The sequence below is a fragment of the Pedobacter panaciterrae genome (assembly GCF_013204795.1).
GTDB classification, from domain to species: Bacteria; Bacteroidota; Bacteroidia; order Sphingobacteriales; family Sphingobacteriaceae; genus Pedobacter; species Pedobacter panaciterrae.
Genome location: NZ_JABMKW010000020.1, coordinates 1,338,223 through 1,364,516 on the forward strand (window position 1 = coordinate 1,338,223; position 26,294 = coordinate 1,364,516).

A 26,294-nucleotide genomic window follows, 5' to 3' on the forward strand; every position below is an offset into this window, starting at 1 on the left:
GCCATTGAATAAAATTCATGGCAGGAATTCAACCATATAACCACGATCGTTAATTTCCCGAATCAGCAGATTTGCTTTTCAGGCCGAGGCTCTTGGCGAAAATGGCCGGTGCAAAACTGATACCCACAGAGAAATTGGCTTTACCGTATCTTCTTTTAGCAAATTTAAGTGCATCATCGACAGAAGTTATGGCTCCAATGTCTGTTACCTGCGTCTCATATTCATTAACCCAAACCCAACCCAGGTTAACTGCAAAATCATTCGTTATTGCATAGTTGAAGCCAGCATAAAGCCCTGATAGCGGATCTTTGGAAAGCTTTAACCCTCCATAAACTCCAATTCTGGATAAGGTATTGTCATATAAATACCTCGCAAATGACCTTGGTGATTCGTAAGCTTTGTTATCAAAAAGGGATTTCCAAAGGGGATAAAATCTGTCCACATCCCTGGGCACATGGACTTCAAGCAAGGCATAAGCGTTACTTTTCCAGTCCTTGGTCTGATCAGCATTAGGTTTTACCGTTAAATTCCCATCTGAGATAGAGATATTGCTTACCGCTATTTTACTGTTGGTAACGCCAATCTGAAAGGTTGCCAGATTGCTTTCATGTACGGTATACACCTGATCTTCTTTAAAGGCGGAATGGCTTAAAATGACATCGCATGGATCTTTTATGCGCTCGGGTGCAACCTTGATCAATGTCAGGCTCAGGGTATTGATGGTCTGTGTGCTCATAGTCCCCACATCCATCAAATCCTTCCAACTCTGTTCAAATCTCCCGGTTTTATACTTAATCTTCACCGAGGCGAGGGAAAGCTTCTTGTCTTTTTTGAGGTCATCATTTTCGTAAACGGCATCATCAACGTCTATCAAAACAATATAAACCTTTTTAGTGGACAGAAGGTAGCTGGTCAGTTTACCATCCTTTTTTTCCCGGTGACCATAGATGGTGTTGAGCGTGGTATAGTCCGCAGCGTACTCACCACTGAGCGTTACCGTAATTTTCCGGTAGACCACCAGAACAGCGGCATTTTTTCCCATATTTATCTCCTCCATGGTTTTTTCAATCTCTTTGGCAAAAGGACTTATCTGAGCATTCGCCAAGGTGTTATCATTAGAGAGCACGCTTGATTTACCGAAGATTTCCTTCAATTTTGCATAAGCTGATTCATCACTTTCATTAAGCGAGGCAACCAGTTCTTTGGAGGACACAGAATTCAAACTGCATTCCAGTCTTTTACTCTCATATTCATTTTTGCCGTTTTGCGCAGCACAGTATCCGCTGATTAATATCAGAACAGATAACAGAGGGCTAAAGTGTTTCGTTTTCATATCAGTTTATATTATATAGTTCTTAAAATTTTTCGCGGGTCTGATGATGTAGTTTCCCCTCCAGCCGTTTCTTCTGAATACCCGGTCGATTGCAGTATCCATACTGTCCAGATCTGTCTGCCATGATTGGGAAAATGCCGAAAAAAAGAAACTATTTTCCCGGAACCGAGCGGAGGCATTCGCCGAAGAAGCGGAGAGTACAGAGTGGTAAAAGGTATCATCTAAGATTGCGTCTACAATGCCATAGGCAAAGCAGCAATCAAGAATAGTGATCAAATGACCTTTGCCGGCCACATCCTTAAACCGTTTGACAAAATCTATGTAATCCCTTTCGTTAAAAAAAGTATCGAACGGAGCCGGAGGGTTTACCGTGAGCCTGGGATTACTGGTTACAAAATAAACCTCATCATTTCTGGCTTGAGTACTGTTGAGGAGCTTGGCCGCATGTCCGCTATAGAAAAAAATCAGATGGCCATCTTCACCGAGTTGTTCAAGGGCTTCAGTAAGTTTAGCGATGATATGCGCTTTAGTAGCCAGTTCATCAAATATGGGAAATGGAACCTCCCAGCCCCTACTTACCAGATTCGCCATCAAACTTTTCACATTTTGCTCAACGAATTTCAGTTTGATATTTCCATTGACTGTAAATTGGTAATAATCTCCCAGGCCAACCAGAACTGCTATCTTTTTCATAAGCTTATTGATTTAACAGACCTTCGATTTCACTAATTTCACTGGCAATCTTATTTGCCTGGTCAGAAAGAATGGTTATTTTACTTTCTATTTTTTCTTTGCTTAAAAGGTCTAATTGGGTGACGCCTTTGGCACTCATCGCCAGGATTTCCGCCAGATCTTCTTTTTGATCTTCTATTTCCTTCAACCTGCTGTTGAGGTCATTCATTTTCAAGGCTTTGACCTCCTCCCACTTAAAAGTCGGAACAAGCTTTTTAGCAATGTATGCACCCTGGCTCAGGCCCATCAATACCACGAAAGACCAGGGCAAATAAGGGACAAAGACCTCTGCACCCTGCGAAGGGAGCAGTTTCTGGTTATACTCTTCAAAAAAGTTATTGTAGACCTTATTGACCCCTTCGATGTTGGAGAAAAGCAGTTCCTGGTTGAACAGGTAAGATTTGGAGAGAAAGACGGCAATTGCAAGAATTGTCCATAGCAACATTTGACACCTGCTGAAATCAAGTCCGTTTTCTCCCATCAGGATATCTTCCCATTTACCTTTCTCCGTATGATAGTTCCAGGAACGGGGTGCCTTTGCGGCCTTGTCAAGGGTAATCTGTTTTACCGCAATATAGCTCGAAAGGCTAAGTCCGAGCAGCCACATGGCAGATTCGGAAAATACCGGCTGATAAAGATGAAAAAGGTTTCCCCCTTTATTAAAAGTGAGCGCGAAAAGCTCAGAAAGCTGTACAGAGATAATAACCACAGCCCAGACAAGAGCCTGGAGTCGCCCAAGGCTGTATGTTCCATCGTCGCCGATGAGAAAGTTCATTGCCCCTTCTTTAAAGTTAGTCTTACCGAAGATTTTAATGATCAGCCAGAATACGCACCAGGTAACCAATAGGGAAATAACCTGCAGTGAAAGGCCAGCAAATATCTTTGCATCAATCCTGGGAATCTTTGTATCTCTTAAGCAGGGGAACAAAAATAAAAGGGCTATCGTAAGTACAATAAGCCCAAACAGCCAGAAACCATTTCGGTCTGTTTTTTTTGATTGGTTATGTTTAAACATGATTGGATCATTTGACCCAAAAGTATGGCAGCATAACAGACCAGTCCACAGGAAATTCCCCCTAAATCATACCGGAAATTTCCTGTTTTTCACGAAGCCAGACTGATTATATGGCAACAAGATTATGCCTGATGGCTTCCAATGCCATCCCTACCCTGCTTTTCACATTCAGTTTTATAAAGATAGACTCCCGGTAACCATCAATCGTTTTTTCTGAAAGGCACATAATCGATGCAATCTGTTTATAGGTCATGTCGCTACAGGCGAGTTTTAAGAAAGCCTTTTCACGATCCGAGAGCAACAGTTTTTGAGATGTCTCGCCCCTTGCCATAAGATTCCTCAGGTGCCTGTTTATTGCATCAGCATTATAGTAGCCAAGATCATGTACATCAGACAGGGCATCACGCAGTTTATCAGGGTGTATATCCTTCAATAGAAAGGCACAGCAGCCCGCCTTAAGCATCGCAATCACCGAGGTATCATCATCATTCATTGAAAGCGCGACCAGTTTTATATCCGGGTATTTATTTTTTATAGCGGCGGCAGTCTCAGGGCCGTTCATGATCGGCATACGTACGTCAAGTAAAATGATATCCGGTTTGATCCCGGAATGTTCGAGCTCCTGGATCATAATTGATCCGTCGAGCGCCTGGATCACCACAGTAAATCCGGGAATCGAATTTATCAGCAGCGAAAGTGCCTTCAGAAATAACAGATGATCATCAGCGATACCTATTTTGATCATGATACTACTTTTAAAAGGTCCCTTCCAATCCCCTCAGCAAGGATCCTTGCGGTCAAGCGTGTTCCACCCGAGGGATTCTGCCTTACCTCAAATGATCCACCCAAAAGCTGCATGCGCTCCCTCATACTCACCATCCCCTGACCTGGATGACCGGAAAACGTGGTATCCATCCCGCAGCCATTATCTGAAACGGTAAGTGAAAATTCATCACTAAAATCCATTTCAACTTCTATGCTTGATGCGCCACTGTGTTTCAGGGCATTATTCATTGCCTCCCTTGATACCCGATAAAGGATAAATGCTGTCCTTGCATCCAGTAAATAAGGGGTTCCTGTAATGATCACAGACGCTTTTATCGTCCCTATTTTCCTGATATGGTCGATATCTTCGAGTATTGCATTTCCAAGATCAAATTCACTGAGGTTTTCCGCATAAAGATTGTTTGATATGTTGCGCAGGTCCTGAATCGCCTTCCCCGCTAACGCGAGCGTTTCCTTGACATTATCAGGAGGCATCTGTTCCGGCCTGCTGTCCAGCAGGTGCAGATTGAGCTTAATGATCGAAAGCGTCTGGCCTACCCCATCATGGATTTCCTGGGAAATTTGATAAAGGGCGTTTTTCTTTTTTTCCTCTGCTAAAAGGAGGCTTTTTACTTCAAGGCGTTTAATGGCCGCATTTTTCCCGTTTTCGAAAACGAGTGAAACAAAAAATATGATCATGATCAGTCCCAATACACAATTCAGGCTCAAATTATCTCTCCACCCCAGGTTGTAATTTATCGGAAAACGGATCCCCATCTTAATCGAAAATGCAAAAAACAGGATCAACAAGGTATTGACAACCAGCCAGGCAATACCTGTCCGGCGCCCTCCCATAAGCAAGGCCATTACCGGAGAGGTGGCAAGCCATGGCAGCACAGGTGAGGAAAAACCTCCGGAATGGACGATAGAAACGACAATTGCGGACACCCCGGTTAATATATATATATTACTGACAACCTGCAGGTTAACATTTTTCTTCACCGCATAAATAAGCAAAAGATGTATCGTTGCTGCAATAAAAAGCATGGTCGTACCCGCTTTCATACCTATACTTATGGTAGTAAAGGCATAATCAAAATCAAAGACCACAGTGATCATGATGATGCTCAAGATCAGCCGATACCGACGGAGCAAATCGGGATTTTCCGCTGCATGCCGGGGAATAAGATAAAGGAAGATACGTTTAAACATATTATATGAGTTTAAGTTTCCGAAGTATGTTTAAAAAGAAATTAAAAACAGGCCCAAACCATGGTTCTTTCAATTTCCAAGGAAGCCCCTGACGGAACCGCTTCCGGTCTTTCCACTGATAATACAATAGCCATTTAGGCTCATGAAGATCCCATACCCCGCAAAATTCCGCCCTTGTACCACTATGTTCTATAATATTGTTGACAGCCCTTCTTGCGGCCTCGTTTGCCCCTTCCATTGTGGCCAGGTCTGTAAAAGTCCTGACGTAATCCGCTGCAAGGAAAAAATTCCCAATGGCTGTCCTGGAATCACTTCTGATGGACCATGTATTGATTTCATTAACTAATAAAGGCTCTTCATTACTGGTAACCCTGTTGTTGCCATAACCAGGAAACGACCGGGATCCGCCTGTTTTGGGATCAGATCTTTTTCCTGATTTGGCCAGTCGCAAAAGGACCTCCGAAAACACAATACTTTCATCCACATACCCCATTATCAGGTCTTCATCACGAATTAATTCCTCCTCGACATTGAAAGACATCTTCATCTGCTCCCAGACTTCCGTTAATGCCTCCTCCCTTGAACACTCTTTTGCCGGAAGTTTAAAAATAATTCCCTTGTTTTCCCAGTTGGATACATCAACAGAAATTATACCTCTGACATCCCCTTTTCCGTAATCTGAAATATCAACATCCCAAAATTGCACCTGGGATATAGCCGTAAGTGCCCAGGGTGTGTCTGCAAGAATGATATGTCCTTTTACAATCGGTACATCATGTCGAAGAAAAAACTGCATCCCGTTCATCCATGCCACTGAAGGCGCAAGCTTGCTGATGAAGGAAAGATTTGGGTCCAGGGACAGCATCGCAGGGGTATTGGTAATCAGGGCAGCCCGTTCCACAGGCATCGCACACAGGTAATAATCAGCCTGGAACTGCTCTTCTGTATTGTTTACTTTCGCCCTCACCCCACACACCAGCCTTCCGCTGGTTTCAATTTTTGTTACTTCGGCACCAAACCGATAATCAACGCCTTTACTCTGCAGATAGGCTAACCAGGGAAAAAGCCATTTTTCATTTGTCGGCCCGTTCAGGATACGGTCATTTTCGATTCTGGGATTGGTGATACAGAGCATCATCTGGATGAGCACATCCCCGTTGGTTTTGGTATTACATGTTTCTGCTTTAGCCGCGACCAAAGTACGCGTAAGCCCCTCGACAAAAACCGTTCGGTAATTCTCGCTATTTACTGCTGCCTCCGTAAATTCCCACCAGCCCGTCCGTTCGTATTCATCGATTCTGCGTTCCCGGCAACTTGTCAGCAACTGCCAAAGCTTACGCGCAATCAACTCAGTTTCTGCTTTAGTCAGTCCCGTCTCTATCCCCTGAAGTGTTTTCAGCATTTCTTTCAAGTCCTTTAAAGACCTGGGCAGATGTGAAGGGAGTACTATAGGAAGCTTGCCCATCCGGGTCATCATCATATTCGGGCAGGCCACCAGATTCCCACTCACTTTTGCATTGGAATGAATATCAGGATAAGGTATCCTGTCCATCGTATGGATAATATGGCGGTAGAAACCCGGAAAGAAACGAAATCCATGCTCACCCGGCAACTCCTGTTTTCCGGTACTGGCAGAGTCCGGAACCGGGATACTCCGGGCCTTCCCTCCCGGAAGCATTTTATTCTTTTCCAGCACCAGGACACTGAATCCCCTTTCGATGAGTTCATGGGCAGCACTCATCCCGGCAACCCCTCCACCCATAATGAGTACGCGTTTATTCATGAGTTTGGTCTAAGAAACTGAAGTTAAGTCTTTTAACTTAAAACTTATAATTATCTCAATATTATTAAGCAAACAAGCTGAAGCAAGCCAAAATCAACCGATAAAATTTATTTAAAATTAAAATATTTAATATTAAATAGCCAAAAACAAAAGCTAATTTCATTGGATTCGTCTAAAACAAGCTTCCTCTATCTAACTGATTTTTAAACAAACTCCCTAATTTAACAACAACTTACCGGCACTAAATCCCTCAGGAATAGACCTCAGGTAAAGAAATTTGATAAACACACTCATTTTTATTCCGACAGCAGAGCCTAATGCATTTCTTCGATCCATTCCATTTTCACAGCAATGTGTGATAAAAATTACACAATCGAACAACTTCGAAACATATTCACCTCATTATTAAAACATTTACCTAGCTTTAAACAACTCATTTACCGACAGATACCAGCAAAAAAGTTCTACTTTTAAAAGTATTCACTTATTTCTAAATAGCTGCCTGAACCTAAATTAACCTCAGAGAAATGATGACAACCAAAAAGTCCTTCGACGTCCCGGCTCCTTACTACCCAATTCTTTACTCACCTGGCCATGCCATGACAGCCACCCAAAGGGAAGAATTTTGCAATGACGCCACAGCAGGCTCAGTAAAAAAAGACAAACAGCAAAAGCAAATGCTCACCAGGTTGCCGATATTTTCAAAGGCCAACCTAGTAGATACAGTTAAACTTAAACACTCTTAATCATTGAATTATGACCGGATCAGCACCACCAGGTTTCGAAATAATACTCTTCATAATTATGGGAATAGCAGCCGTTGCTACTGTTGGGTATGTTATTTATGGGATTTATGAAGGAATAAATTTTATAATCAAAAAGTTATCAAAATGGAAGGAAAATCTGAAATAATCATCAATGGCATTTATTCCGCCGTAGGCAACCTAAACACGTTTATGCTGGTAAGCGGCGGCCTTCTGTTACTCATCGTCGGAACCAAGTTTTTCTCACCGGATAAAAAAGCCTTTAAAGTTCCAAAACTAGATGTTGAAATACCATGGAAAAAAATCTGGATTATTCTTGCCGCATATACCATCGCGCATTTCTATTTTGCATTAATTTTAAATCAGCGCATTGATAAACTACAAGCAAAAAGCCCAAGCGACATTCAAAAGGCAACTGTTTGGGAAGAAGTGACAAATGGCAGCGAAGGCGGTTTTATCTTTGCCGGAATGCAAAAAAGATTGAATACCCACAAAAAAACCTTTCTGGGAATCGACATTTATACCATGCAAAAAACAGATACCACCACCTGGATTTCCTTAGGAATGTCAATACTATTATTCCTTAGCATATTTCAGCTTAGCGCATCAAAAAAAGAACTGGCCTTCTCTGCATACAGCGCGCTGATGATTTGTATTATCAACTGGGTAATTGGCGGCTGGTGGGCGATAAACATCTCGAATTTAGCCCCCTAAGGATATTGCAAAATAACAGATTTTTTGTTATTTTACCGATTACCTTTTTAAATTAAACCAGTCACCTATAAGGCTCTCGTAATCAAATTACTGAATCGCTATACATAATATAGTGTAGATGATAGTACCTACCGAGTCATTTTTGATTTCCGATTGGAGAAAACAGTGGAATCCCATCCATCATTATTGATCTGGATAATGATTATATTTAAGGTAGTCATTCCCCATAAGCTAACTTTTAAACATAAAGTCCGCATCATAAAAGATGCCGGAGATAAGCTATGAAGAACTATGGTGAATTCTCGGACGCTGAAAACAGCAAGCAATTCCAGGGCAATAGCTTTCGTCCTAAGCTAAGGGAACACATTCTATAAATATACACTATATCAGATATTCATTCAGAGCAAGTCCGATCCTACAATATGAGTCGGGTTAAAAGCAAAAATACAAAACCGGAATTAATAGTAAGAAAATTTCTGTACTCCCAGGGGTTTAGATATAAATTACACGTTAAGCAGTTACCCGGTAAACCCGATATTGTATTGCCAAAGTACAAAACCGTTATATTCGTTAATGGCTGTTTCTGGCACGGGCACGAAGGATGTAAATATTCTACACTTCCAAAGACGAGAACTGCGTGGTGGGATGAAAAAATAAAAAAAACTATAGCGAGGGATAATATTAATAAACACTCCCTTCTTAAAAGGGGCTGGGCCGTTATTACATTTTGGGCATGTGGCTTAAAAATAAAAGAAAAAAGGACTCAACTACTAGATCAGCTAATTAATACTATTAAGCAGAAGATTGGCTAGCTCCTTTATTTAAGCAAATGTTTTCATTTAGATATTTATCTAAATGCGTTTTTATATTAGCCGATTGTATTAGGCTGAATGCCGGTGGCAATGCATTACCAATAAGCAATGCCAACGCTTGTTTTGGTATGTCAAGCGGAAATTTATAGTTTTTCGGAAATGATTGTATTAATGCCGCCTCACGAGGTGTAATAACTCTATTTTCTTCCGGATGCAAAAATCTTCCTTTTGAAGGGTTGAGGCACCCCCCTGTTATGGTCGTGGAATAATCATCCCATCTTAAGCGGCCGTAAACGTCATTAAAACCAACATTCTCTTTAGCATGACATTTTAACTGGTATTCTTTAGGAAGGTCCTTCCAGCTCCCCCCATCTTTAGGCGTTAGTTTTATACGATCTAATACTTTAACAGTATGATTTGCTATGATTTTGTGTAAGGGATCAATCGTGGTTGTAATCGACTCCATTTTACCTATTGCGGCCCTTACGGTGACTTTCTTCTTCGAAGGCTCGGCAATTTTTATGGGTGCCAATCGAGAGCCAATTAACACCAATCTCCTTCTTTGTTGCGGAACACCATAGTCTTTAACATTCACAACATCGATATCGATATAGTAGCCAAGTTTTTTTAATTCGGAAACCACTTTTTTAAACAAATAATAATCTTTAAGCGCGGGAACGTTTTCCATCATTATAGTATACGGCAGAAGTTCTCGAACCATCCTTAAATATTCTAGGACTAAATTGTTTCTGTCATCTCTAACATTTTTCCCATTTAAGCGCCTCATAGATGAAAATCCCTGACATGGCGGGCATCCTGCGAGGAGATGTAAAGTTTCACCATCCAATTTTTCTCTGATTTCTTCAGATGTGATTTTGCGAATGTCTTTATCTATAACATGGGTTTTTTTGTGATTCAGCTTAAAGCCTTTAACGGCATAATCTAAGATTTCTATAGCCACTTTTGTCTCGAAGCCAGCTTCATGCATACCCTGAGTTAAGCCTCCGACTCCTGAAAATAGATCTATACTAGAATATTTTAGTTTAAACACAAAAAAATAGAATGAAAGTAAAATGTAATCTTTATTTTAGTAAAAATACGAAGATCCATGTCAATTAACCAAATTTTAAAGGCAGAACTTACAGAGGAACAGTATAAAGCTGTGATTGACAACAATAAAGAGATTTTATGCTTAGCGTGTGCCGGATCTGGGAAGTCCAGGACATTGGCTTATAGAATAGCAAGATTAATAGCAGAGGGGGCTAGTGCAGAGAGTATAGTTGCATTTACCTTTACTGAAAAGGCAGCAGAATCAATTAAACGACGAGTTGCCGAAGCATTAGAAAAATGCGGATTTTCTCCGATCCTTGTGGGGGCAATGTCTATCGGAACCATACACTCCTATTGTCAGCATCTTCTGGGTGAGATGGATCCTAAATATAGACAATTTGATGTCCTGGATGAAAACAGATTAAAATTATTCATCTTAAGCCGGTACCCGAAACTAAGTGTGCAAGATGTTAGGGCTTCAAAAAATCTAGGAATGTTTGCAACAATCAACGAAGTTTCAAATTGTTGGAAAATAGCAAATGATGAAATGATTTCGTTTGAAGATCTAGATGTACACGATCCTTATATTGCTGATACCCTTAAAAAATTATATTCATTATTAGATAAAGATCAGTATATCGATTTTTCTTTAATGATAAGGTTGGTGGTTGAGGCACTGGAAGCTAAGGATCGTTCGGTAGGGTTAGCCTTGCAAAACGTCAAACATCTACTCGTTGATGAGTATCAAGATGTTAATCCTTCACAAGAGAAGTTAATTAAAGGCATCTATAATTTAATTGAAACCCTAATAGTAGTAGGTGATGATGACCAATCAATTTACGCATGGAGAGGTGCTGATGTTAATAACATAATTGAATTTAGCGTCAGATATCCGAATAGCAGTATTCATACTTTGTCTGAAAACTTTAGAAGTACTAGGGCTATTGTCGAAACTGCCGATAATTTTATAACAAACATTCTTTCTACCACCCGCATAAGTAAATCACCCATTTCTCACAGTGATGGAAATGTTAGACATTTAGGAAATCTATGGTTTGATAATCCAATAGAGGAAGCAGAATGGATCGCAGGCAGAATAAAGGACCTGTTAGGAACAAAGTACGTTGAAAATGGATCGGAACGCGGACTGACAAAGGCCGATTTCGCCATATTGATGAGGTCAGTATCAGGAGGAACAAGAAACGGAGATCCGGCCAGACATAGCGTGTATACTCAGGCTTTGACCAATGCGAACATTAGTTATTCGATAGAGGCAGAAGGAAGCATCTTTACAAGGCCGTACGGAACTGTACTAAGGGGGACCATGGAGCTTTTAAGAGAACCGGGGGTTACAAGAGAAGAGCTGAAAAAATTCTTTGATGAAGAAATCATATTACATTTTCCTCATGCAAATTTTCGCGAATTAGCAAAGATAATTGGCAACTGGAATACTAAAATACATACTCCGATGGGTGGAGCGCGTCGAAAAGTTTACCCTCAAGAGCTAATTCACGAATTGTTAAATGCTTTTGGGGTTCATAAAACCAAATTTGATGATCATGTTTTAAGAGACTTAGGTGTTTTTAGCAGTATAATTTTAGATGTTGAAAAGGTCTTTGTAAGTATTGACGACTCATGGAGATTTACAAGCGTTCTTAATTTTTTGCAAAACGTTGCGGAAACCGGTTATGATGTAACCCAAATTGATTTGTTTTCTAAACCGGACTCCGTTACGATTTCTACTGTACATAAGATGAAGGGGTTAGAGTTTCCCGTTGTTTTCATTGTTGATGTAGTGCAGCAGAGATTCCCGGTTAGCAATTCTCAATATCGGGGATTTTTACCGCATTCAGTGATACAGGAAGCGTTAGACAAAAGATTATATTCGACGGATATTTATGGTGAAGCTAGATTATTTTATACGGCATTAACACGAGCAGAACGGATATTGTATGTTACTGGCAGCGAAAATCATCCGGGATTAAAAAGGCCAAAGAAGCAATCGGAATTTAAGCTTAGACTAAACCATTCTGAAATCACTGTCGATGCCACCAGCTTACCTAATGGTCTTGAGAAAATAGCAGAGAAAAGAAGAATTGATGATAATTCGATGCCAACTAGTTTTACGGAGATTAAAGATTATCTGGAATGTCCTATGAAGTATAAATATCGAAAGATATTCGGCTTTAGTCCGGCCGTGCCAGAATTATTTGGATTTGGTTTGACTACCCATGCTGCAATAAATAAACTTCACAAGCAATTTTCTAATTCTAAGCCTACCAAGGATGACGGGATACAAGCTGTAGAAGATATTTTTCATCTAAAGCATGTTTTTGCATCCAATGATCCTGAGAGGAAAGGACCATTCGAAAACGCTAAGGCAAAGTCAAAGGAAATCGTAGGGAATTATGCCAAAGATTATCCTGACGATTTCGTACAGATGCGACAATTAGAACAAAGTTTTGAAATCAAGGCCGGAAATGCAGTAATTACCGGAGCAATAGATTTACTTTTAAAAGAAGACGTTAATGGTGCGATCTTGGAGGCCAAGGTTATTGATTTTAAGTCCATGGATCATCCTAAGGATCCAGATCCGTATTTTTGGATTAATCTTTCCTTGCAGGTTCAGTTATATGCTTATGCTTCTAAAATCGTACTTAATGAAAATGCAAAAACGGGTTCAGTTCATTTGTTAAAGGCCAACCAGAGGATTGATATTCCAATTGATGACATGGATATAGAATCTGCAGTTGAGAATATTAGATGGGCAGTGGACAGAATATTAAATCAAGATTTCCCCTTTAGACCAAGCTTTTCTAAATGTGGAGATTGTGATTTTAAGCTTATTTGTCCGAAAATAGCAAGTGATTTTTCGGTAAAAGAAATGCCGTCCCCTATTAGCATACCGGGTCCTAATGGTAATGAAAGTATTATGGTAGCTGCTTTTAGCGATTACGAAGAAGCACAATTTTAGTATTTTTGTAACATGAAGGATTTAACAAGTTCAAATATTCACAGAAAGAATGTTCTAAATAATAATCCGGCGTTAAAGGAAATATATAAAGAACTTTCATTTCCGGGCATAATTTTCGAAGGTAAATATAGATTTACTAAGCGGCAAGTTGCGACTTTTTATGAAGTAGACGATAGAACCGTTGAGCGATACATTGAAAGCAATGTTCAAGAATTTAAAGAAAGCGGCTACGAGATTATTCAAGGAAATGAACTTAAAATTTTCAAGCTGCTAAAGGTTGGCGACAAACATGTCGTTGACCTTCCAGAACTCGGGATTGATAAATTCGCACCTAGCCTGGGAATATTTTCGTTCAAAGCATTTCTAAATCTGGGAATGTTACTTACGGATAGCGATAATGCTAAGCTGTTACGAACTTTGGTATTGAATATTGTTATTGATACACTAAATAAGAAAGTAGGAGGAAAAACAAAATATATTAATCAACGAGAAGAAGAGTTTGTTTCAAGTGCAATAAGAGAATACAACTACAGAGAGGCATTTACTAATGCTATTGATGAATTTATCGAACCAAATAAATTTAAATATTCTCAATTAACGGATAAAATATATAAAAGCATATTTAAAGAAAATGCTAAAGAATATCGGCAAATTCTAAATTTAAATTATAACGAAAGTGTCAGATCTACAATGTATTCTGAGGTCCTTGATCTAATAGCCAGCTATGAAAATGGTTTTAGTAGCAATCTTAAGAAAACTTCCGAACAGTACAACAGGAAATTAAAGCTATCCGAAGCAAATTCGTTATTCAGAGAATTTGAACTTCAATCGGAGGCATTATATCTTCCCTTAATTGAAAAAGCAAGAAGCATAATGGCAAGCAGAGATATGGCGCTAAGGGATGCAATGCATGAAAAATTGAAAAACTATATTACATACCTTAACTCTGAGGATTTTGAGAAATTTTTAGGTGAACGAAGCATGGCACTTGAAGATACTTTAAGCCAGAATAAAGAGGTGTTTCAAAGACTAAAGGATAGGTAAGTAATGGTGTGCAATTATTTTGATTTAACACATGCCAAGGCAACTCATAAGTTTATTATTGAGTTATCAGGTGGCTTACTGGGAGAACGGGATATTTTCCTATTGGAAAGTGTACTCGAGCACATACAAAGTGATCTTTATTATCCTGAATTCGAGGATAAATTAACACATTTAGTTTATTCGGTTAATAAAGGCCATGCTTTTAATGACGGCAATAAAAGAACAAGTATTGCCCTTGGAGGCTATTTTTTAGAAATTAACGGTTTAGGCATTTTGGGGTCTAAATTTATTTCAGAAATGGAAAATATTGCAGTTCACGTGGCAGACAATAGAATCAATAAGGAGCTGCTGCACGAGGTTATTTGCTCTATACTCATCGAAGAAGATTACAACGAAGAATTGCAGATAAAGTTAATAGACGCTATTTCAATACCAATTCAACCAGAAGATGAAGAGGACAATATGTTTTAGTTAATTTACAACTGCTATAATTGGAAATCAACTCTCACTACATTCTTGAATTCACAATCTTTAATGTACTGTATAGCCATTCTTTTTTTTTCTTCACTTGCTACGATTCCAAAGCGTCCAGAATTAAAATTTACATAAATCTCTCCGTTTTCACAGAAATACAATTCCCCTCCTATATATGCTTTCCCTTCAATTCCGGTTATATTCGTATGACAGACATAAGGTTTTTTAGGAACCAATGACTTCCTTTTTATATTAGTAGTCATTTCCCAAATAATTTTGATACTCTCCTGATCGATAACCCATAAAAAACATTTTAAAGGATAACTATTGCCATTTTTTATTTTTTTTGTCTCGAGTTCCTCGTCACTCACCAAAAGATGATTGTGAAATTGTTTAGGATATCCATTATTCCTTCCGTCAGAAATGAAATCAAAAAAAAGATCATTTTCTTTTTCTCCTTCTAGGACGTCGATATTCCTGTCTTTATTTTTTTGCCCTTCAAATGCAAAAATAAGAGGTGATAAACCTTCGATATGATTAGGCTGGAGCGCTGGCATATAATTTATTTAGATATTTAAAAATCCTTTTTCTAAAGTTTCTTCGAGTTGGTCAATGGAAAATTCTTTGAGAATATCCACATAGGAAATCTTTTCCAGGAAATCTAATTGTTTATCTTTTAACAAATGATTGTCGGGTGTAATTAGGTATCCTTTCATGCGATTTATATAAAGAAAAAGCTTAGCGTCATTTAGTACTTTTTCGACAGACGATGCGTTGATTATAAAATCAATTTTATTCATTTCCTCAAGAACGTATTCATTTCCTAATATCCTTTGTAGGAATAAAATGTCGCTCGCTTTATCTAAATAATTATTTGAGGTGAATTTTATTGGTATCCCAGAGATTTTGATACTACCGCTATCTTTTGCCGAGCCAATAATATATTGTAATATGAATTCTTCAGATGAAAAAGTCGATTTATTCTTACGGCTTTTTACGAACAGCTGAAATCTCTCGACAAAAGGTATGAATTCTTTCGTATTCAATAGTTTGGGCAGCTCATCTCCCTTTTTTGAATATACAAAAATAAATGCGGTTGTGCTTTTTAACAAATCTATTAACCAGTTTTTGGCATTTTGACTATAGATTTGGGCATTTGGATATTCCCAATCATATATAATTATATCCGGCATAAAATTTTCTTCTAAGCCTTGTAGAGCTTGAGTAGGAGTACTGAAACCAAATAGATCAATTAGTCCCTCTTCCGATGCTTCACTCGAAATAATATCTATAATTAATTGTTGTAATTCCGCTAAATGTACCCAATCGCTATTTACCGCAAGATGAAAAAGATTATCTTTAGAGATAGCAGAGTTATAGATCCCCGATTTTCTAAATTCGGGAATTTTAGGGAATTCATCGTCTATTATAAAAACGTTTACAGGTTTAGTCTTCATGATTAGCTATTACTTTAGAAAAATCCAGGAGAAACTGAGCGCCGGGAAAATTAGTGATTCGGTCTTTTTCCTTTACTAAATAGATGTCTCCTCTTTTCTTCATTTGATTCATATAATGCTTGCAAACATATAATCCCAGCCCGCTTTGAGGTTCTTTAAGGCTATATCCAGGTTGAAATAAATAAGGAAGTAACGATTCTTCTATGCCAGGTCCACTGTCGGCCACAATAACGGTTCGGTGACTACGGTCCAAGACTAGTTTAATCTTCCTGTCTAAAATTTCCGGATCGTCTAGCCAGTAACATGAGTTGTCGATCATGTTTGTAAGTATTTGATTTACGGCTCCATATCTTGTTGTTATTTCGAAGTCTTGATCCTTATTGTAGGAAAATTCAATATCAAATTTACTGAATTGCCATTCGAAAATTGACCTTACATAATCGATAGATTCGGAAATTAGAAAAGTTGCTTCTTTTTCATTTCTTAATGCTCTTAAAGGACTAATCCGCATTAATTCTGAACCTAATGCTTCAGAAGTGTTTTTGAGATCCTCTAATTTAACCTGATTGAATTGTTTTTTTCTTAACACCTCAAGGATACCATAGTAAAAATTTGAAGCCACCTTATTAATTTCATGCAGAGCTACCGCAATCCCCAATCCAAAGCCAGCCTGTTCCGTAAGCATGTCCTGTACTTGTGTCATTGCATCTAAGTTCTTCTGAAGATTTTTAGATGAGTTTTCAAGATCGACTAATTTCTGTTTTCTGAGAGATAGATCTCCCAATTCTTCTAAAAGCAAATATGGATCGGAAGCAATGTCATATCTATTGTGAATATTTTTAATAATCCTAGAGGACTGCTTGGAATAGTCATTAAGTGTTCTAGGTTCTCTGATTAATCCACCAGTAAGTTTTGTTAGTTCTTCTCTTTTCCCCATATAATCTAACTCCACAAATTTTACTACTGCTCTTGTTAATGCGGACAAGTCATGAAATGCAGAGTTCATTATCATCCCTTCTCGATTAGTCTTATCAATTAGCTCAATGTTGTTTGATTGTTCAATCTCTATATTCCCAATCATATGATAATAAGAAATCCGTTTTGCCTGAGAAATTTGATCTTGTCTTAGCTTTAGCCAGTCATACTTTGCACCCCATTCAGCAGGATAGACATTTATACCATCACGAAATATTGATAATCCTCCGTACTCTTCCAAATAATCTAAAAAAGCTTTTTCAATACCGTCAACCCAAGGCCTAGCCCTATACCAGACATTAATGTGTATATAAAAGGAACCGCAGGTAGGGATTTTCCAAAGCCGCTTACCGTTAATCTCCTTCAAAAAATAATTTTTATTATGTTTCTTTATATCGACACGTTCATTAGTCTTCTCAAATCCGTTTAAAGGGATTTTATCATTGTATGGTGGATTAAATTTATAATCGTATTCAAAAACACCCTGAGAATCAACTATTCCATAAATTTGAAAAACATAATCATCTCTTTCCGATTGTGGCCACACTGTTAAATTCATTACTTGAACACATTTGAAAGATGCTGTAAAGCTTTGCTGTGCTGCTAACGGAGACGGATTCGGGCTATTCAGTTTTAATATAGTATTATTTATCTCTCGAATTTCTTCCTCGGTCAATTCTAGCCCCTCTCTACCCCCGTAAATTATTAACTGTGTTCCAGAATTTCTTATACCGTAGTCTCGAGAAAGGGGTTGTCGAGTCAGCGAAAGCCCGATTGAATCGAGATCTTTGGGAATACCATCTGCAGAATCAAAATCGTCCCAATTAATCCTTAATACGAATTCGTAGTCGTTATCAACTGTTTTTGATTTTAGAATCAACTTACTCCCTAGCCTATGCGTAGCAAATCTACCAACACCTTTTTCGCCTAGAGGTATTCTGCCTTTATGCTCTTCTTTAAGTAATTTAATGAAGTTTTCAAATGTATCAAGTTGCCCCATTTGTCGGGCCTTCTCTTTTTCAATTTTCAACCTTTGTTTTACATTGGTCTTTAACGTAGAAGCAGGTCTAAGCCAACCCAATTCAATTTGTTCTTTGGTCATCCCCACTCCGTCATCTTCAATTACAATCACAGGGCCATTGAATTCGTTGAATTCATAAAGTTCAGTAGAGACAGGTGGTAGATTGGGGATGTTCTCAATCATGACGTTGCAATATGACGCTCCCGCGTCAAATGCATTTTTAACTAATTCCAAAATGCCAACTCGTTCAGAAGCTATAAGCTGTTCACCAAGAACCTGAACAAGATGGGCATCAGCTTTGAAATTCAAAAGCACTCCGCCATCGAGACAAAGTTCATCTAAAAAAAATGGCCAAATTTTTCTAACAGCATTGCTGGCGTTGTAATATTCCGGATTATGTGTTTTTTCAAGTATTTCTCCGTTTTCATTTTTAAAAAACACTGGCTTTGCAAACGGCTTGTAATCAGATATTTCTACGAAATAATGATTACTGGTTTTCTTGTCCAAGAAAGGGGGTTTTTCTATTCTTCCATATCCGTAAAAAACCCCTTCGCCTTTTTTTTCAGGTTCATAATAAGCGAATTCGATCGGTAGAGATTCAAATTGTTTTAGATAATTCTTTTTGTTGGTAGCTGGGAAATGATAGTATTTTCCAATGAAGTCATTGTACTGATCACCTTCCCTGTATTGCGATAATATTAAACAATTCCTTTTTGCCATAACTCTTGTAAAGCTACTTATTATTCTCCGTTTTGGATAGATGCAGATTTGGCAGAAAGATAGTGAATATTAACCATTTGTTAAATAATCCCAAACCAGTCTTTTTAATAAAGGATTGATTTGTGCCTTTTCTCTGAACAAGCTGATTGCACTGCCAGAAAAAACAAAATAGTGTTTGAGGATTATGACTTCCCAGTGAACTATTTAGTATCAATCGCCGGTAGGATTGCATTATGCTATGCCGTTCCTCGGAAAGCAGAGAACATAAGTCCTTTTGTGTGGAAATGGAATTCAAAGTTACCTGCAATCCCTCCGGTATATCATATTTTCCATCTCCGTTTTTGACAATAACTTTATCCAAGTCGCCCAATGAATACCAGAAACGAAAATTTAAACTTTTGTCTAACATCTATTCCAATTATTCCAAATGGAATAATTGGGGTAAAAATTCAGAATATTTCCACTATTTCTAAAATGGAAAAGACTTTAAACAGCTTGATTAAACCTATCGTAAACTTTCTTCAACATGTAATTCCTGACTATACCTCCAAATTCTTTATCATCCATCATTTTCGAGAATATATCTTGGTTTTGCTCCATCCTACCGATGGCCTTATCCATATAAATATCATCAAAACCGAACTTGAAGTTTTCTATACTATTTGCCTGGGCTTGTTGTCTTAATTTATCATCAGCATAAAGTTCTTCCTCAATGGCATCGAAAAACAATTTATCGGCATCATTAAACTCTGTAGAAAAGCGCTTGTTTAAAACCTCAATAATTTCTGAGAGTGCCGCTTTCTCATCTTTCTTCATTCTGATACCGGATTCAATTTCACCATCCAAACCAAATTCACCCTTTGGCTCCATTATAATATGCGTTTCGGCAATACGCTGTAACCTGTAGTATTCTAATGAAACCTCATCGCCAAGCTTAAATTTATCGTTGCTGTTTCTAGGCAATCTCCTTAATAGGTAAGTACAATAAGTAAACAGCTTTTCTAAGTTCACATCGCTAAATGGCATTATTTGGGTTAGGAAGGCATACAGTCGCACAAAAGCTTGTACGGAATTCTTGAAGTCTTCCTGTGTAGATTGAGTGTCTAACAAACCACCTTTGCCTTGTTCCGCTGGCAATTGTTTAAAACGCTGCACAGCTGGATCAGTAAGGGAATACAATTTCTTCTGATCTGCTATCTGTAATGCTCTTGCCGATTTAAAGTAAATATTACAAAAGTTATCAACCTCACTATCCCAAATTACCTGGGCTTTTTTAATTTCATGTTCAAGGTTATATAAATGATTTGGGTCCGTTGATGATTCTATTGTGGTGAGTTCGTAATACGGTTGAAACGACGCTAAAATATCTTCGGTTTCATTAACAAAATCGAGCACAAAAGTATCCTGCTTGCCGGGATGCATTCGGTTTAAACGCGATAAGGTTTGCACCGCCTTAACGCCAGATAGTTTTTTATCTACATACATGGTATGTAGCAAAGGTTGGTCGAAACCAGTTTGATATTTATCGGCGACCAATAAAAGTTGGTACTCATCGGTTGCAAATTTTTGAGGAAGTTCTTTTTCCTTAAAGCCATTTATTTCCACCTCAGTAACGCCGTCAGGAAAAGCATCTGTTGGAACCTTGCCCGAAAAAGCAACTATCGTTTTAATATCGTGATAACTCTTTGCTTTCAAATATCTATCGAATTCTTCTTTGTAGCGAACGGCGTGCAAACGAGAACCCGTTACCACCATTGCCTTTGCCTTGCCACCAATCTTTTTGGAAACTATTTGGCGGAAATGCTCAACCATAACCTCCGTTTTTTGCGCAAGATTGTGTGGGTGTAGCGATAAAAAGCGCGCAATTGCCGTTGATGCCTGTTTTTTATTTATCTCAGGATCCTCCTCTATTTCTTTCGATAGCTTAAAGAATGTTTTATAAGTGGTATAGTTATTCAGTACATCTAAAATAAAGCCCTCTTCAATGGCTTGTTTCATCGAATAAACATCGAAAGGTTTCGGTTTCCCTTTGGCATCGGATGCACCAAAAACTTCAATGGTTTTTGCTTTAGGGGTTGCAGTAAAGGCAAAGAAACTAAGGTTTTCTTGTTTACCTCTTGCCTGCATCGATTTTCTGATCTCATCTTCAGCATCATCGTCTAAGCCGCTAATATTTTCTTCATCAGCTGCCTCTTCTAATGATTTATATGCCAAAACTTCTTTTAGCTTTTTACTTGCCTCACCACCTTGCGATGAATGTGCCTCATCAATAATAACCGCATATTTGCGGTTGGGCAACTCACCAATTTTATCGAGCACAAAAGGAAATTTTTGTAAAGTGGTGATGATGATATTCGATTTTGATGAAATCGCATTAGCCAATTGCTGCGAATCCTTATCTATTTTTTGTACCACGCCCGGTTTGTGCTCAAACTGGTAAATGGTATTTTGTAATTGATTATCGAGTACCTTTCTATCGGTAATTACAATGGTAGAATCGAAAATACGTTCGTTTGCCGCATCATGCAAACTCGATAGCCTATATGATAACCAGGCAATGGAATTGGATTTACCTGAACCTGCGGAATGCTGAATTAAATAATTTTGTCCAGCTCCGTACGCTTTCACATCGTACTCCAATCTCCTCACCACCTGTAATTGATGATATCGAGGAAAGACCATGCTTTCCTTTTTCTTGGTTATACCCTCAAACTCATATTGCTCAACACTTAAATGGAGAAATTTGCCCAAGATATCCATCATGCTATCTTTCGTCCAAACGTACTCCCATAAGTAAGCTGTTTTGTAACCATCTTTATTGTTCGGATTACCTGCTCCATTGTTAAAGCCCTTATTAAACGGCAGGTATCGGGTATGTTTACCCGCCAGTTTGGTAGTCATAAAACACTCATCAGCATCTACTGCAAAGTGGACCAATGTTCTTTTTTTAAACTGGAAGATCGGTTCGCTAGGCTCCCTATCGTAAACGTATTGCTTTTTAGCGTGACTAATATTTTGCCCTGTGAATTGATTTTTAAGTTCTATAGTTGCTACAGGCAAACCATTTAAACTTAAAACCATATCCAAGCTGTTATTGCCCTTGCGTTCGTAATATAATTGCCGGGTTACGGTAAGCTGATTGCTATCGTAAAGTTTAGCAGCGGAAGAGTTCAGGGTAGATTCGGGTTTTAAATAACCCATTTTAAATTTTACCCCATAATCAGTAAAGCCATTACGTATAACATCTAAAGTGCCACGTAAATCGAGCTCTTTTAGTAAGCGGTTTAATACCTTTTTCTCTACATCGTTCTTATGGATGGTTGATATTTTCACCCACTCTTTTGGTTGCGATGCTTTTAAGAAATCTGTAATATAGGTTGGAAATAAACCTAAATCAACATCAAAATCTGTAGAGTTACCTTTACTGTAACCACCAGCGCTGATTAATGACTCTTCTATTGCTGATTCGAAAGTATGTTCGGTATGGATTCCGCTTGCCATATTTTGTGGTTTGGTAATTTAATTTTTTCTGATAGTTCGTCACCCTGAATTTATTTCAGTGTCTTTATTGCACTACAGATGTTGAAACAAGTTCAGCCTCACGACCGCATATCACCTCATCACGCACATCTACTTTACCAGTAACTACTTCTGAAATTAAAGCTGTTTTGTATTCTTTAAGGAGGTCGATTTCTTGCTGAATAGTCATCAATAAATTTTGGATTCTTAATTCTTCAGAATCAAGGTATCCAATTATTTTATTTTGTTCTAATTCTGCTGGATAAGCAACAGGGAAATTTTGAAACATTGGTCTTCTTAACGAATCAACCGTTGATTTAGCAGATAATTTCATCACCTCTTTTTCAAAATTTTCTTTAAGATATAAAAACAAAAATTTCCCCTTGACATCTTTAAAGTCACTCATTCTATAAACCCTCTGATGGTAGTCAAACTTTTCATTTACATAATGCCAAACTTTACAAACACCCACACCATCACCAGCCGTTAATATTGCCTCTCCATCAAATGAATAAGATGAAATTCTCTCAACAGTTTGCGAACGAACATAAAATGGATAAGCCCCATCAACCTCACGATTTTCAGTATCTTTTCCGCCAGTACCTATCTCACATAAATATTTCATTCGTTTAATTTCCCAATGCTCTGGTATTTCTCCCAGCCACTCAACACCACTATCTTTCATGGGTACGTTTAGGTTTAAACCTTTTGTTATCGCTTGGTTAATTATGGCAGTTCGCTCTTCGTTTAAAAGCTCAATTAGCTTTTCTTTATCAGCGATGAGTTTATCTATTTGAGTGGTTTTTTGAGCGAGGTATTTAGCGATTTGAATTTGTTCAACTAATAACGGGGTGACAAATGAAACATTTTCAAGTTTTTCTTTTGTAAGATGGGGAATACTAACTCGATTTACAATTGAATCAAAATATCTCAGTTGATGGTGCAAATAAAAATGATATAGGTAATAATGATTATTGCCTAAAACCATTTGAACTCTGTTTACAGAGTTTTGGATATAGCATTCATCGATTTCAGAATTCCAAATACATGTTCTCCCAATATCTCCACCCTCATTGACTAAAATATCTCCTTTTTTTAAACGGTACTTTCCTAGTTCATTTTCAGAAAACCACATTTCTTTGACGTCTGATATATCAACTTGATTGATTTGAATATTTTGACTTCGTAAATAAGGCTTCAGCGTATATCCCCCTTTATCTTCTGGAGTTAGCATTTTTCCTAATGTAATTTTAGAGAGATGTTTAAGCGGTCGAACATCCCAATGCTCGGGAATTTCCCCTATCCACTCAATACCCGAATCTTTATAATTATCGTATCTCTTCATTTGATAAATTTTTAAATCTTGACAAATATTTACCAAATCCCCACATTGCCTCATCCCAATGTTTATGATTCTCAATTTGAGGTTTTAAATCGTTAAAATAGGTCAAATAATTTTCGTAATGAAATAATTTCTTTTTATCGTTTAATGGAATTTCTTGAATTGTTTTATTAACTAAGTAATTGTGCGCTCTATATACATGCATGTCGTAAATTGGAAATTTTTCTCCATCAATGATGTGGGTTAGAAATATTAACCAAATGGCTGAAGAAAGTTTTGGAGTGATTTTTCGAACATCTTCAACAGATGTAATTCCTTTAGCTTTTAACTCGTTTATCTCATTTAAAAAATTGCCTACTTTATTATCAAATGAAATTTGTTTCAAGCCAGAAAGAATAGAACCATTTTTCCACTCAAAAAGTAATTGTAGGTCTTCAAGCTCAAGTTTTTCTTTAGCAATTGGATTTAAATAGTATTTTTCCTCTTTATCAGGATTATAGGTATAATAGGTGCGCCAATATTCAATAAATGATTTAAAATCTGTTTCCTTAAAATCAGGTACAGGGAAATAGTTTGCGTTTTCCATTAGGCAATTACTTCATAAATTAACCCCAATGTTTCTTTTTCTAAAGCCAATATGTCTTTTCGAATATCATCTAAACTGCGCAATGGTTTATATTGGTAAAAATATTTAGTGAAATTTAGCTCGTAACCTACTTTAGTTTTACTTTCATCAATCCAGGCATCAGGTACATGAGGCAAAACTTCTCTTTTTAAGTAAGCGTGGATATCCTCTTTTAAGGGAATGTTTTCGGTATCACGTAAGCTGGTATCGGCCTTTGGCAAACCTTTTTTATCGAGTTTAATATTTCCTTTAGCATCACGTTCTGGTCTTTCAACGGTAACTTTCGAATACCCAAAATCTGTATTATCAAATATTTTGCTGTAATCGTTTGCGATAAAATTGCCATAAGTTTCGGTAATGTTGGCAATATGGTCTACCGCCAATTCATTACGCTTATTCCCTAACGATTTACTCATCTTTTTAAATAAATCTACAGCATTGATTAACTGCACTTTTCCTTTTCTGTTTTTAGGCTTATGATTAGAAATTAACCAAATGTAGGTGCTAATGCCTGTATTATAGAACAGCTGGTTGGGTAAAGCAATTACCGCCTCCAGCATATCATTTTCTATAATCCATTGCCTAATACTTGATTCATTTTTAGTAGCACTAGGGCTACCTGAAAACATTGGAGAACCATTAAACACAATGGCTAAACGAGAACCTTCCGGTTTCATTTTTGAGATCAAATGCATCAAAAATAAAAAAGAGCCATCACTTGTTGAAGGTAAGCCTGCGCCAAAGCGACCGCCATGTCCTTTTTCATCATGCTCAGCTTTTACTTTTTTGGCTATCTTTTCCCATTTCACCCCAAAAGGTGGGTTGGTAATTAAATAATCGAACTGTTCACCAGCTAAATGGTCTTCAGATATGCTATTTCCTTTTTTAATATTAATTGGGTTCTGCCCTTTAATTAACATATCCGATTTGCAGATCGCATAAGATTCAGGATTTAACTCCTGCCCAAAAACTTCTAAGCGGGCATCGGGATTAAGTTCGTTCAAATACTCTTCAGCGACGCTTAACATCCCGCCTGTACCTGCACAGCAATCGTAAATGGTTTTTACAATACCTTTTTTAGTTAAAATATCATGATCGTTTAAGAATAGCAAATTAATCATTAAGCGAATAACCTCACGAGGGGTAAAGTGCTCCCCTGCTGTTTCGTTAGATATCTCCGCAAACTTTCTAATCAATTCTTCAAATAGATACCCCATTTCCATACTGCTCACTTTATCAGGGTGCAAATCAATTTCCTGGAATCGTTTAACCACCATAAATAAGAGGTTGTTATCATCCATACGGTTGATCTGATTTTCGAATTCGAATTGTTCTATAATCTCCCTAGCCTCAGCAGAAAAACCATTTATATAATCACGCAGATTAGCGGCAATATTATTTGGATCGGCAATTAGTTTATCAAAATCGAAATTACTTCGGTTATGAAAACTATAACCTGCAACCTTATTTAAAATCGGGTCAATATTCTGAATTTTCATAACGGTCGCTTGTTCGTACTTTTTAAGTACATCAGCTTTAGTAGCTTGTAAAACGCAATCAAGGCGGCGTAAAACAGTTAGCGGTAAAATCACTTTTCCATAATCGCTCTGTTTATAATCACCACGTAGTAAATCTGCAATAGACCAGATAAAATTTGCTGTTTCTTTAAAATTTTTCATTGAATTTTTGTGTTCAGTATGGACCGTATCTGGCTAAATTAACAATTTTCAAAGCAAAATCACCTGCTAGTGAAAAAGAAGCCTAAGGACAGGAATGTAACCTGACATAAAAAATTCAATCTTCTTATTTTTATTAACAACAAAACCCACTGATTACCATCGGGCTTTGTTGTTAATGTGCGGAGAGCTGGGATCGAATCCCCTTCGGCACACGTTTGGCAGGCCAACCCATTTTCTCCTGATCATTTAGTGTTATCCGGGTGGCGTTCCAGCAACGTGCTCTC

The 26,294-nt window shown here is 37.9% G+C and carries 21 protein-coding genes; 7 read left to right on the top strand and 14 right to left on the bottom strand.

Annotated elements, in window-relative coordinates; all coding sequences use genetic code 11:
- Positions 1-49: 49 nt before the first annotated feature.
- From HQN86_RS24765 to HQN86_RS24790, 6 genes are all read right to left on the bottom strand, one after another.
- Positions 50-1,333 (bottom strand): hypothetical protein, encoded by a 1,284-nt coding sequence (locus HQN86_RS24765; protein WP_172663525.1) that lies wholly within the window; start codon positions 1,331-1,333, stop codon positions 50-52.
- A 6-nt stretch (positions 1,334-1,339) separates the two neighbouring features.
- A complete protein-coding gene (locus HQN86_RS24770) occupies positions 1,340-2,026 on the bottom strand; it encodes a caspase family protein (RefSeq protein WP_172663526.1) in 687 nt (228 codons plus the stop codon).
- Between the two features lie 4 nt (positions 2,027-2,030).
- Entirely contained in the window at positions 2,031-3,080 is a 1,050-nt protein-coding gene (locus HQN86_RS24775; protein WP_172663527.1) for a hypothetical protein, read from the bottom strand.
- Positions 3,081-3,186: 106 nt separating this feature from the next.
- On the bottom strand, positions 3,187-3,825 hold the full coding sequence (locus HQN86_RS24780; RefSeq protein WP_172663528.1) for a response regulator transcription factor: 639 nt from the start codon (positions 3,823-3,825) through the stop codon (positions 3,187-3,189).
- Positions 3,822-5,057 (bottom strand): sensor histidine kinase, encoded by a 1,236-nt coding sequence (locus HQN86_RS24785; protein ID WP_172663529.1) that lies wholly within the window; start codon positions 5,055-5,057, stop codon positions 3,822-3,824. The genes HQN86_RS24780 and HQN86_RS24785 overlap by 4 nt, the downstream gene beginning before the upstream one ends.
- A 1-nt stretch (position 5,058) precedes the next feature.
- Positions 5,059-6,840, bottom strand: a complete 1,782-nt coding sequence (locus HQN86_RS24790; RefSeq protein ID WP_172663530.1) for a hydroxysqualene dehydroxylase — start codon at positions 6,838-6,840, stop codon at positions 5,059-5,061.
- Between the two features lie 527 nt (positions 6,841-7,367).
- On the opposite strand from HQN86_RS24790, the gene HQN86_RS24795 reads away from it, so the two are divergent.
- The 4 genes from HQN86_RS24795 (at position 7,368) to HQN86_RS24810 (ending at position 9,130) form a co-directional block, all read left to right on the top strand.
- Positions 7,368-7,586, top strand: coding sequence for a hypothetical protein (locus HQN86_RS24795; protein ID WP_172663531.1), 219 nt, complete (start codon positions 7,368-7,370; stop codon positions 7,584-7,586).
- A gap of 10 nt (positions 7,587-7,596) precedes the next feature.
- The gene (locus HQN86_RS24800; protein ID WP_172663532.1) at positions 7,597-7,752 is read left to right on the top strand and encodes a hypothetical protein; all 156 of its coding nucleotides are present in this window, start codon (positions 7,597-7,599) and stop codon (positions 7,750-7,752) included.
- Positions 7,731-8,318 (top strand): hypothetical protein, encoded by a 588-nt coding sequence (locus tag HQN86_RS24805; RefSeq protein WP_172663533.1) that lies wholly within the window; start codon positions 7,731-7,733, stop codon positions 8,316-8,318. Before HQN86_RS24800 ends, HQN86_RS24805 begins: the two co-directional genes overlap by 22 nt.
- A gap of 392 nt (positions 8,319-8,710) precedes the next feature.
- Complete coding sequence (locus HQN86_RS24810; RefSeq protein ID WP_317171752.1) at positions 8,711-9,130, top strand: very short patch repair endonuclease; 420 nt, start codon at positions 8,711-8,713, stop codon at positions 9,128-9,130.
- Here the strand turns inward: HQN86_RS24810 and HQN86_RS24815 are convergent.
- Positions 9,111-10,181 (bottom strand): DNA cytosine methyltransferase, encoded by a 1,071-nt coding sequence (locus tag HQN86_RS24815; RefSeq protein ID WP_216854509.1) that lies wholly within the window; start codon positions 10,179-10,181, stop codon positions 9,111-9,113. The genes HQN86_RS24810 and HQN86_RS24815 overlap by 20 nt on opposite strands.
- Before the next feature lie 57 nt (positions 10,182-10,238).
- Between HQN86_RS24815 and HQN86_RS24820 the strand changes: the two genes are divergently transcribed.
- Genes HQN86_RS24820 through HQN86_RS24830 form a run of 3 tightly spaced genes read left to right on the top strand, consistent with a single transcriptional unit; the run spans position 10,239 to position 14,669 of the window.
- Positions 10,239-13,154: an ATP-dependent helicase gene (locus tag HQN86_RS24820; protein WP_172663534.1), complete on the top strand. Its 2,916-nt coding sequence runs from the start codon at positions 10,239-10,241 to the stop codon at positions 13,152-13,154.
- A gap of 12 nt (positions 13,155-13,166) precedes the next feature.
- Positions 13,167-14,198, top strand: a complete 1,032-nt coding sequence (locus tag HQN86_RS24825) for a DNA-binding protein (protein WP_172663535.1) — start codon at positions 13,167-13,169, stop codon at positions 14,196-14,198.
- Positions 14,199-14,201: 3 nt separating this feature from the next.
- Positions 14,202-14,669: a type II toxin-antitoxin system death-on-curing family toxin gene (locus HQN86_RS24830; RefSeq protein ID WP_172663536.1), complete on the top strand. Its 468-nt coding sequence runs from the start codon at positions 14,202-14,204 to the stop codon at positions 14,667-14,669.
- 14 nt (positions 14,670-14,683) lie between these two features.
- Here the strand turns inward: HQN86_RS24830 and HQN86_RS24835 are convergent, their stop codons facing one another.
- The 7 genes from HQN86_RS24835 to HQN86_RS24865 form a co-directional block, all read right to left on the bottom strand.
- A complete protein-coding gene (locus tag HQN86_RS24835) occupies positions 14,684-15,229 on the bottom strand; it encodes a hypothetical protein (protein ID WP_172663537.1) in 546 nt (181 codons plus the stop codon).
- A gap of 9 nt (positions 15,230-15,238) precedes the next feature.
- Positions 15,239-16,129 (bottom strand): hypothetical protein, encoded by an 891-nt coding sequence (locus HQN86_RS24840; RefSeq protein WP_172663538.1) that lies wholly within the window; start codon positions 16,127-16,129, stop codon positions 15,239-15,241.
- On the bottom strand, positions 16,119-18,845 hold the full coding sequence (locus HQN86_RS24845; protein WP_172663539.1) for a sensor histidine kinase: 2,727 nt from the start codon (positions 18,843-18,845) through the stop codon (positions 16,119-16,121). The genes HQN86_RS24840 and HQN86_RS24845 overlap by 11 nt, the downstream gene beginning before the upstream one ends.
- Positions 18,846-19,331: 486 nt before the next feature.
- The gene (locus tag HQN86_RS24850; RefSeq protein ID WP_172663540.1) at positions 19,332-22,346 is read right to left on the bottom strand and encodes a type I restriction endonuclease subunit R; all 3,015 of its coding nucleotides are present in this window, start codon (positions 22,344-22,346) and stop codon (positions 19,332-19,334) included.
- A 64-nt stretch (positions 22,347-22,410) separates the two neighbouring features.
- Positions 22,411-23,709: a restriction endonuclease subunit S gene (locus tag HQN86_RS24855; protein ID WP_172663541.1), complete on the bottom strand. Its 1,299-nt coding sequence runs from the start codon at positions 23,707-23,709 to the stop codon at positions 22,411-22,413.
- On the bottom strand, positions 23,693-24,292 hold the full coding sequence (locus HQN86_RS24860) for a hypothetical protein (RefSeq protein WP_172663542.1): 600 nt from the start codon (positions 24,290-24,292) through the stop codon (positions 23,693-23,695). Before HQN86_RS24860 ends, HQN86_RS24855 begins: the two co-directional genes overlap by 17 nt.
- Positions 24,292-26,010, bottom strand: coding sequence for a type I restriction-modification system subunit M (locus HQN86_RS24865; protein WP_172663543.1), 1,719 nt, complete (start codon positions 26,008-26,010; stop codon positions 24,292-24,294). The genes HQN86_RS24860 and HQN86_RS24865 overlap by 1 nt, the downstream gene beginning before the upstream one ends.
- Positions 26,011-26,294: the final 284 nt, after the last annotated feature.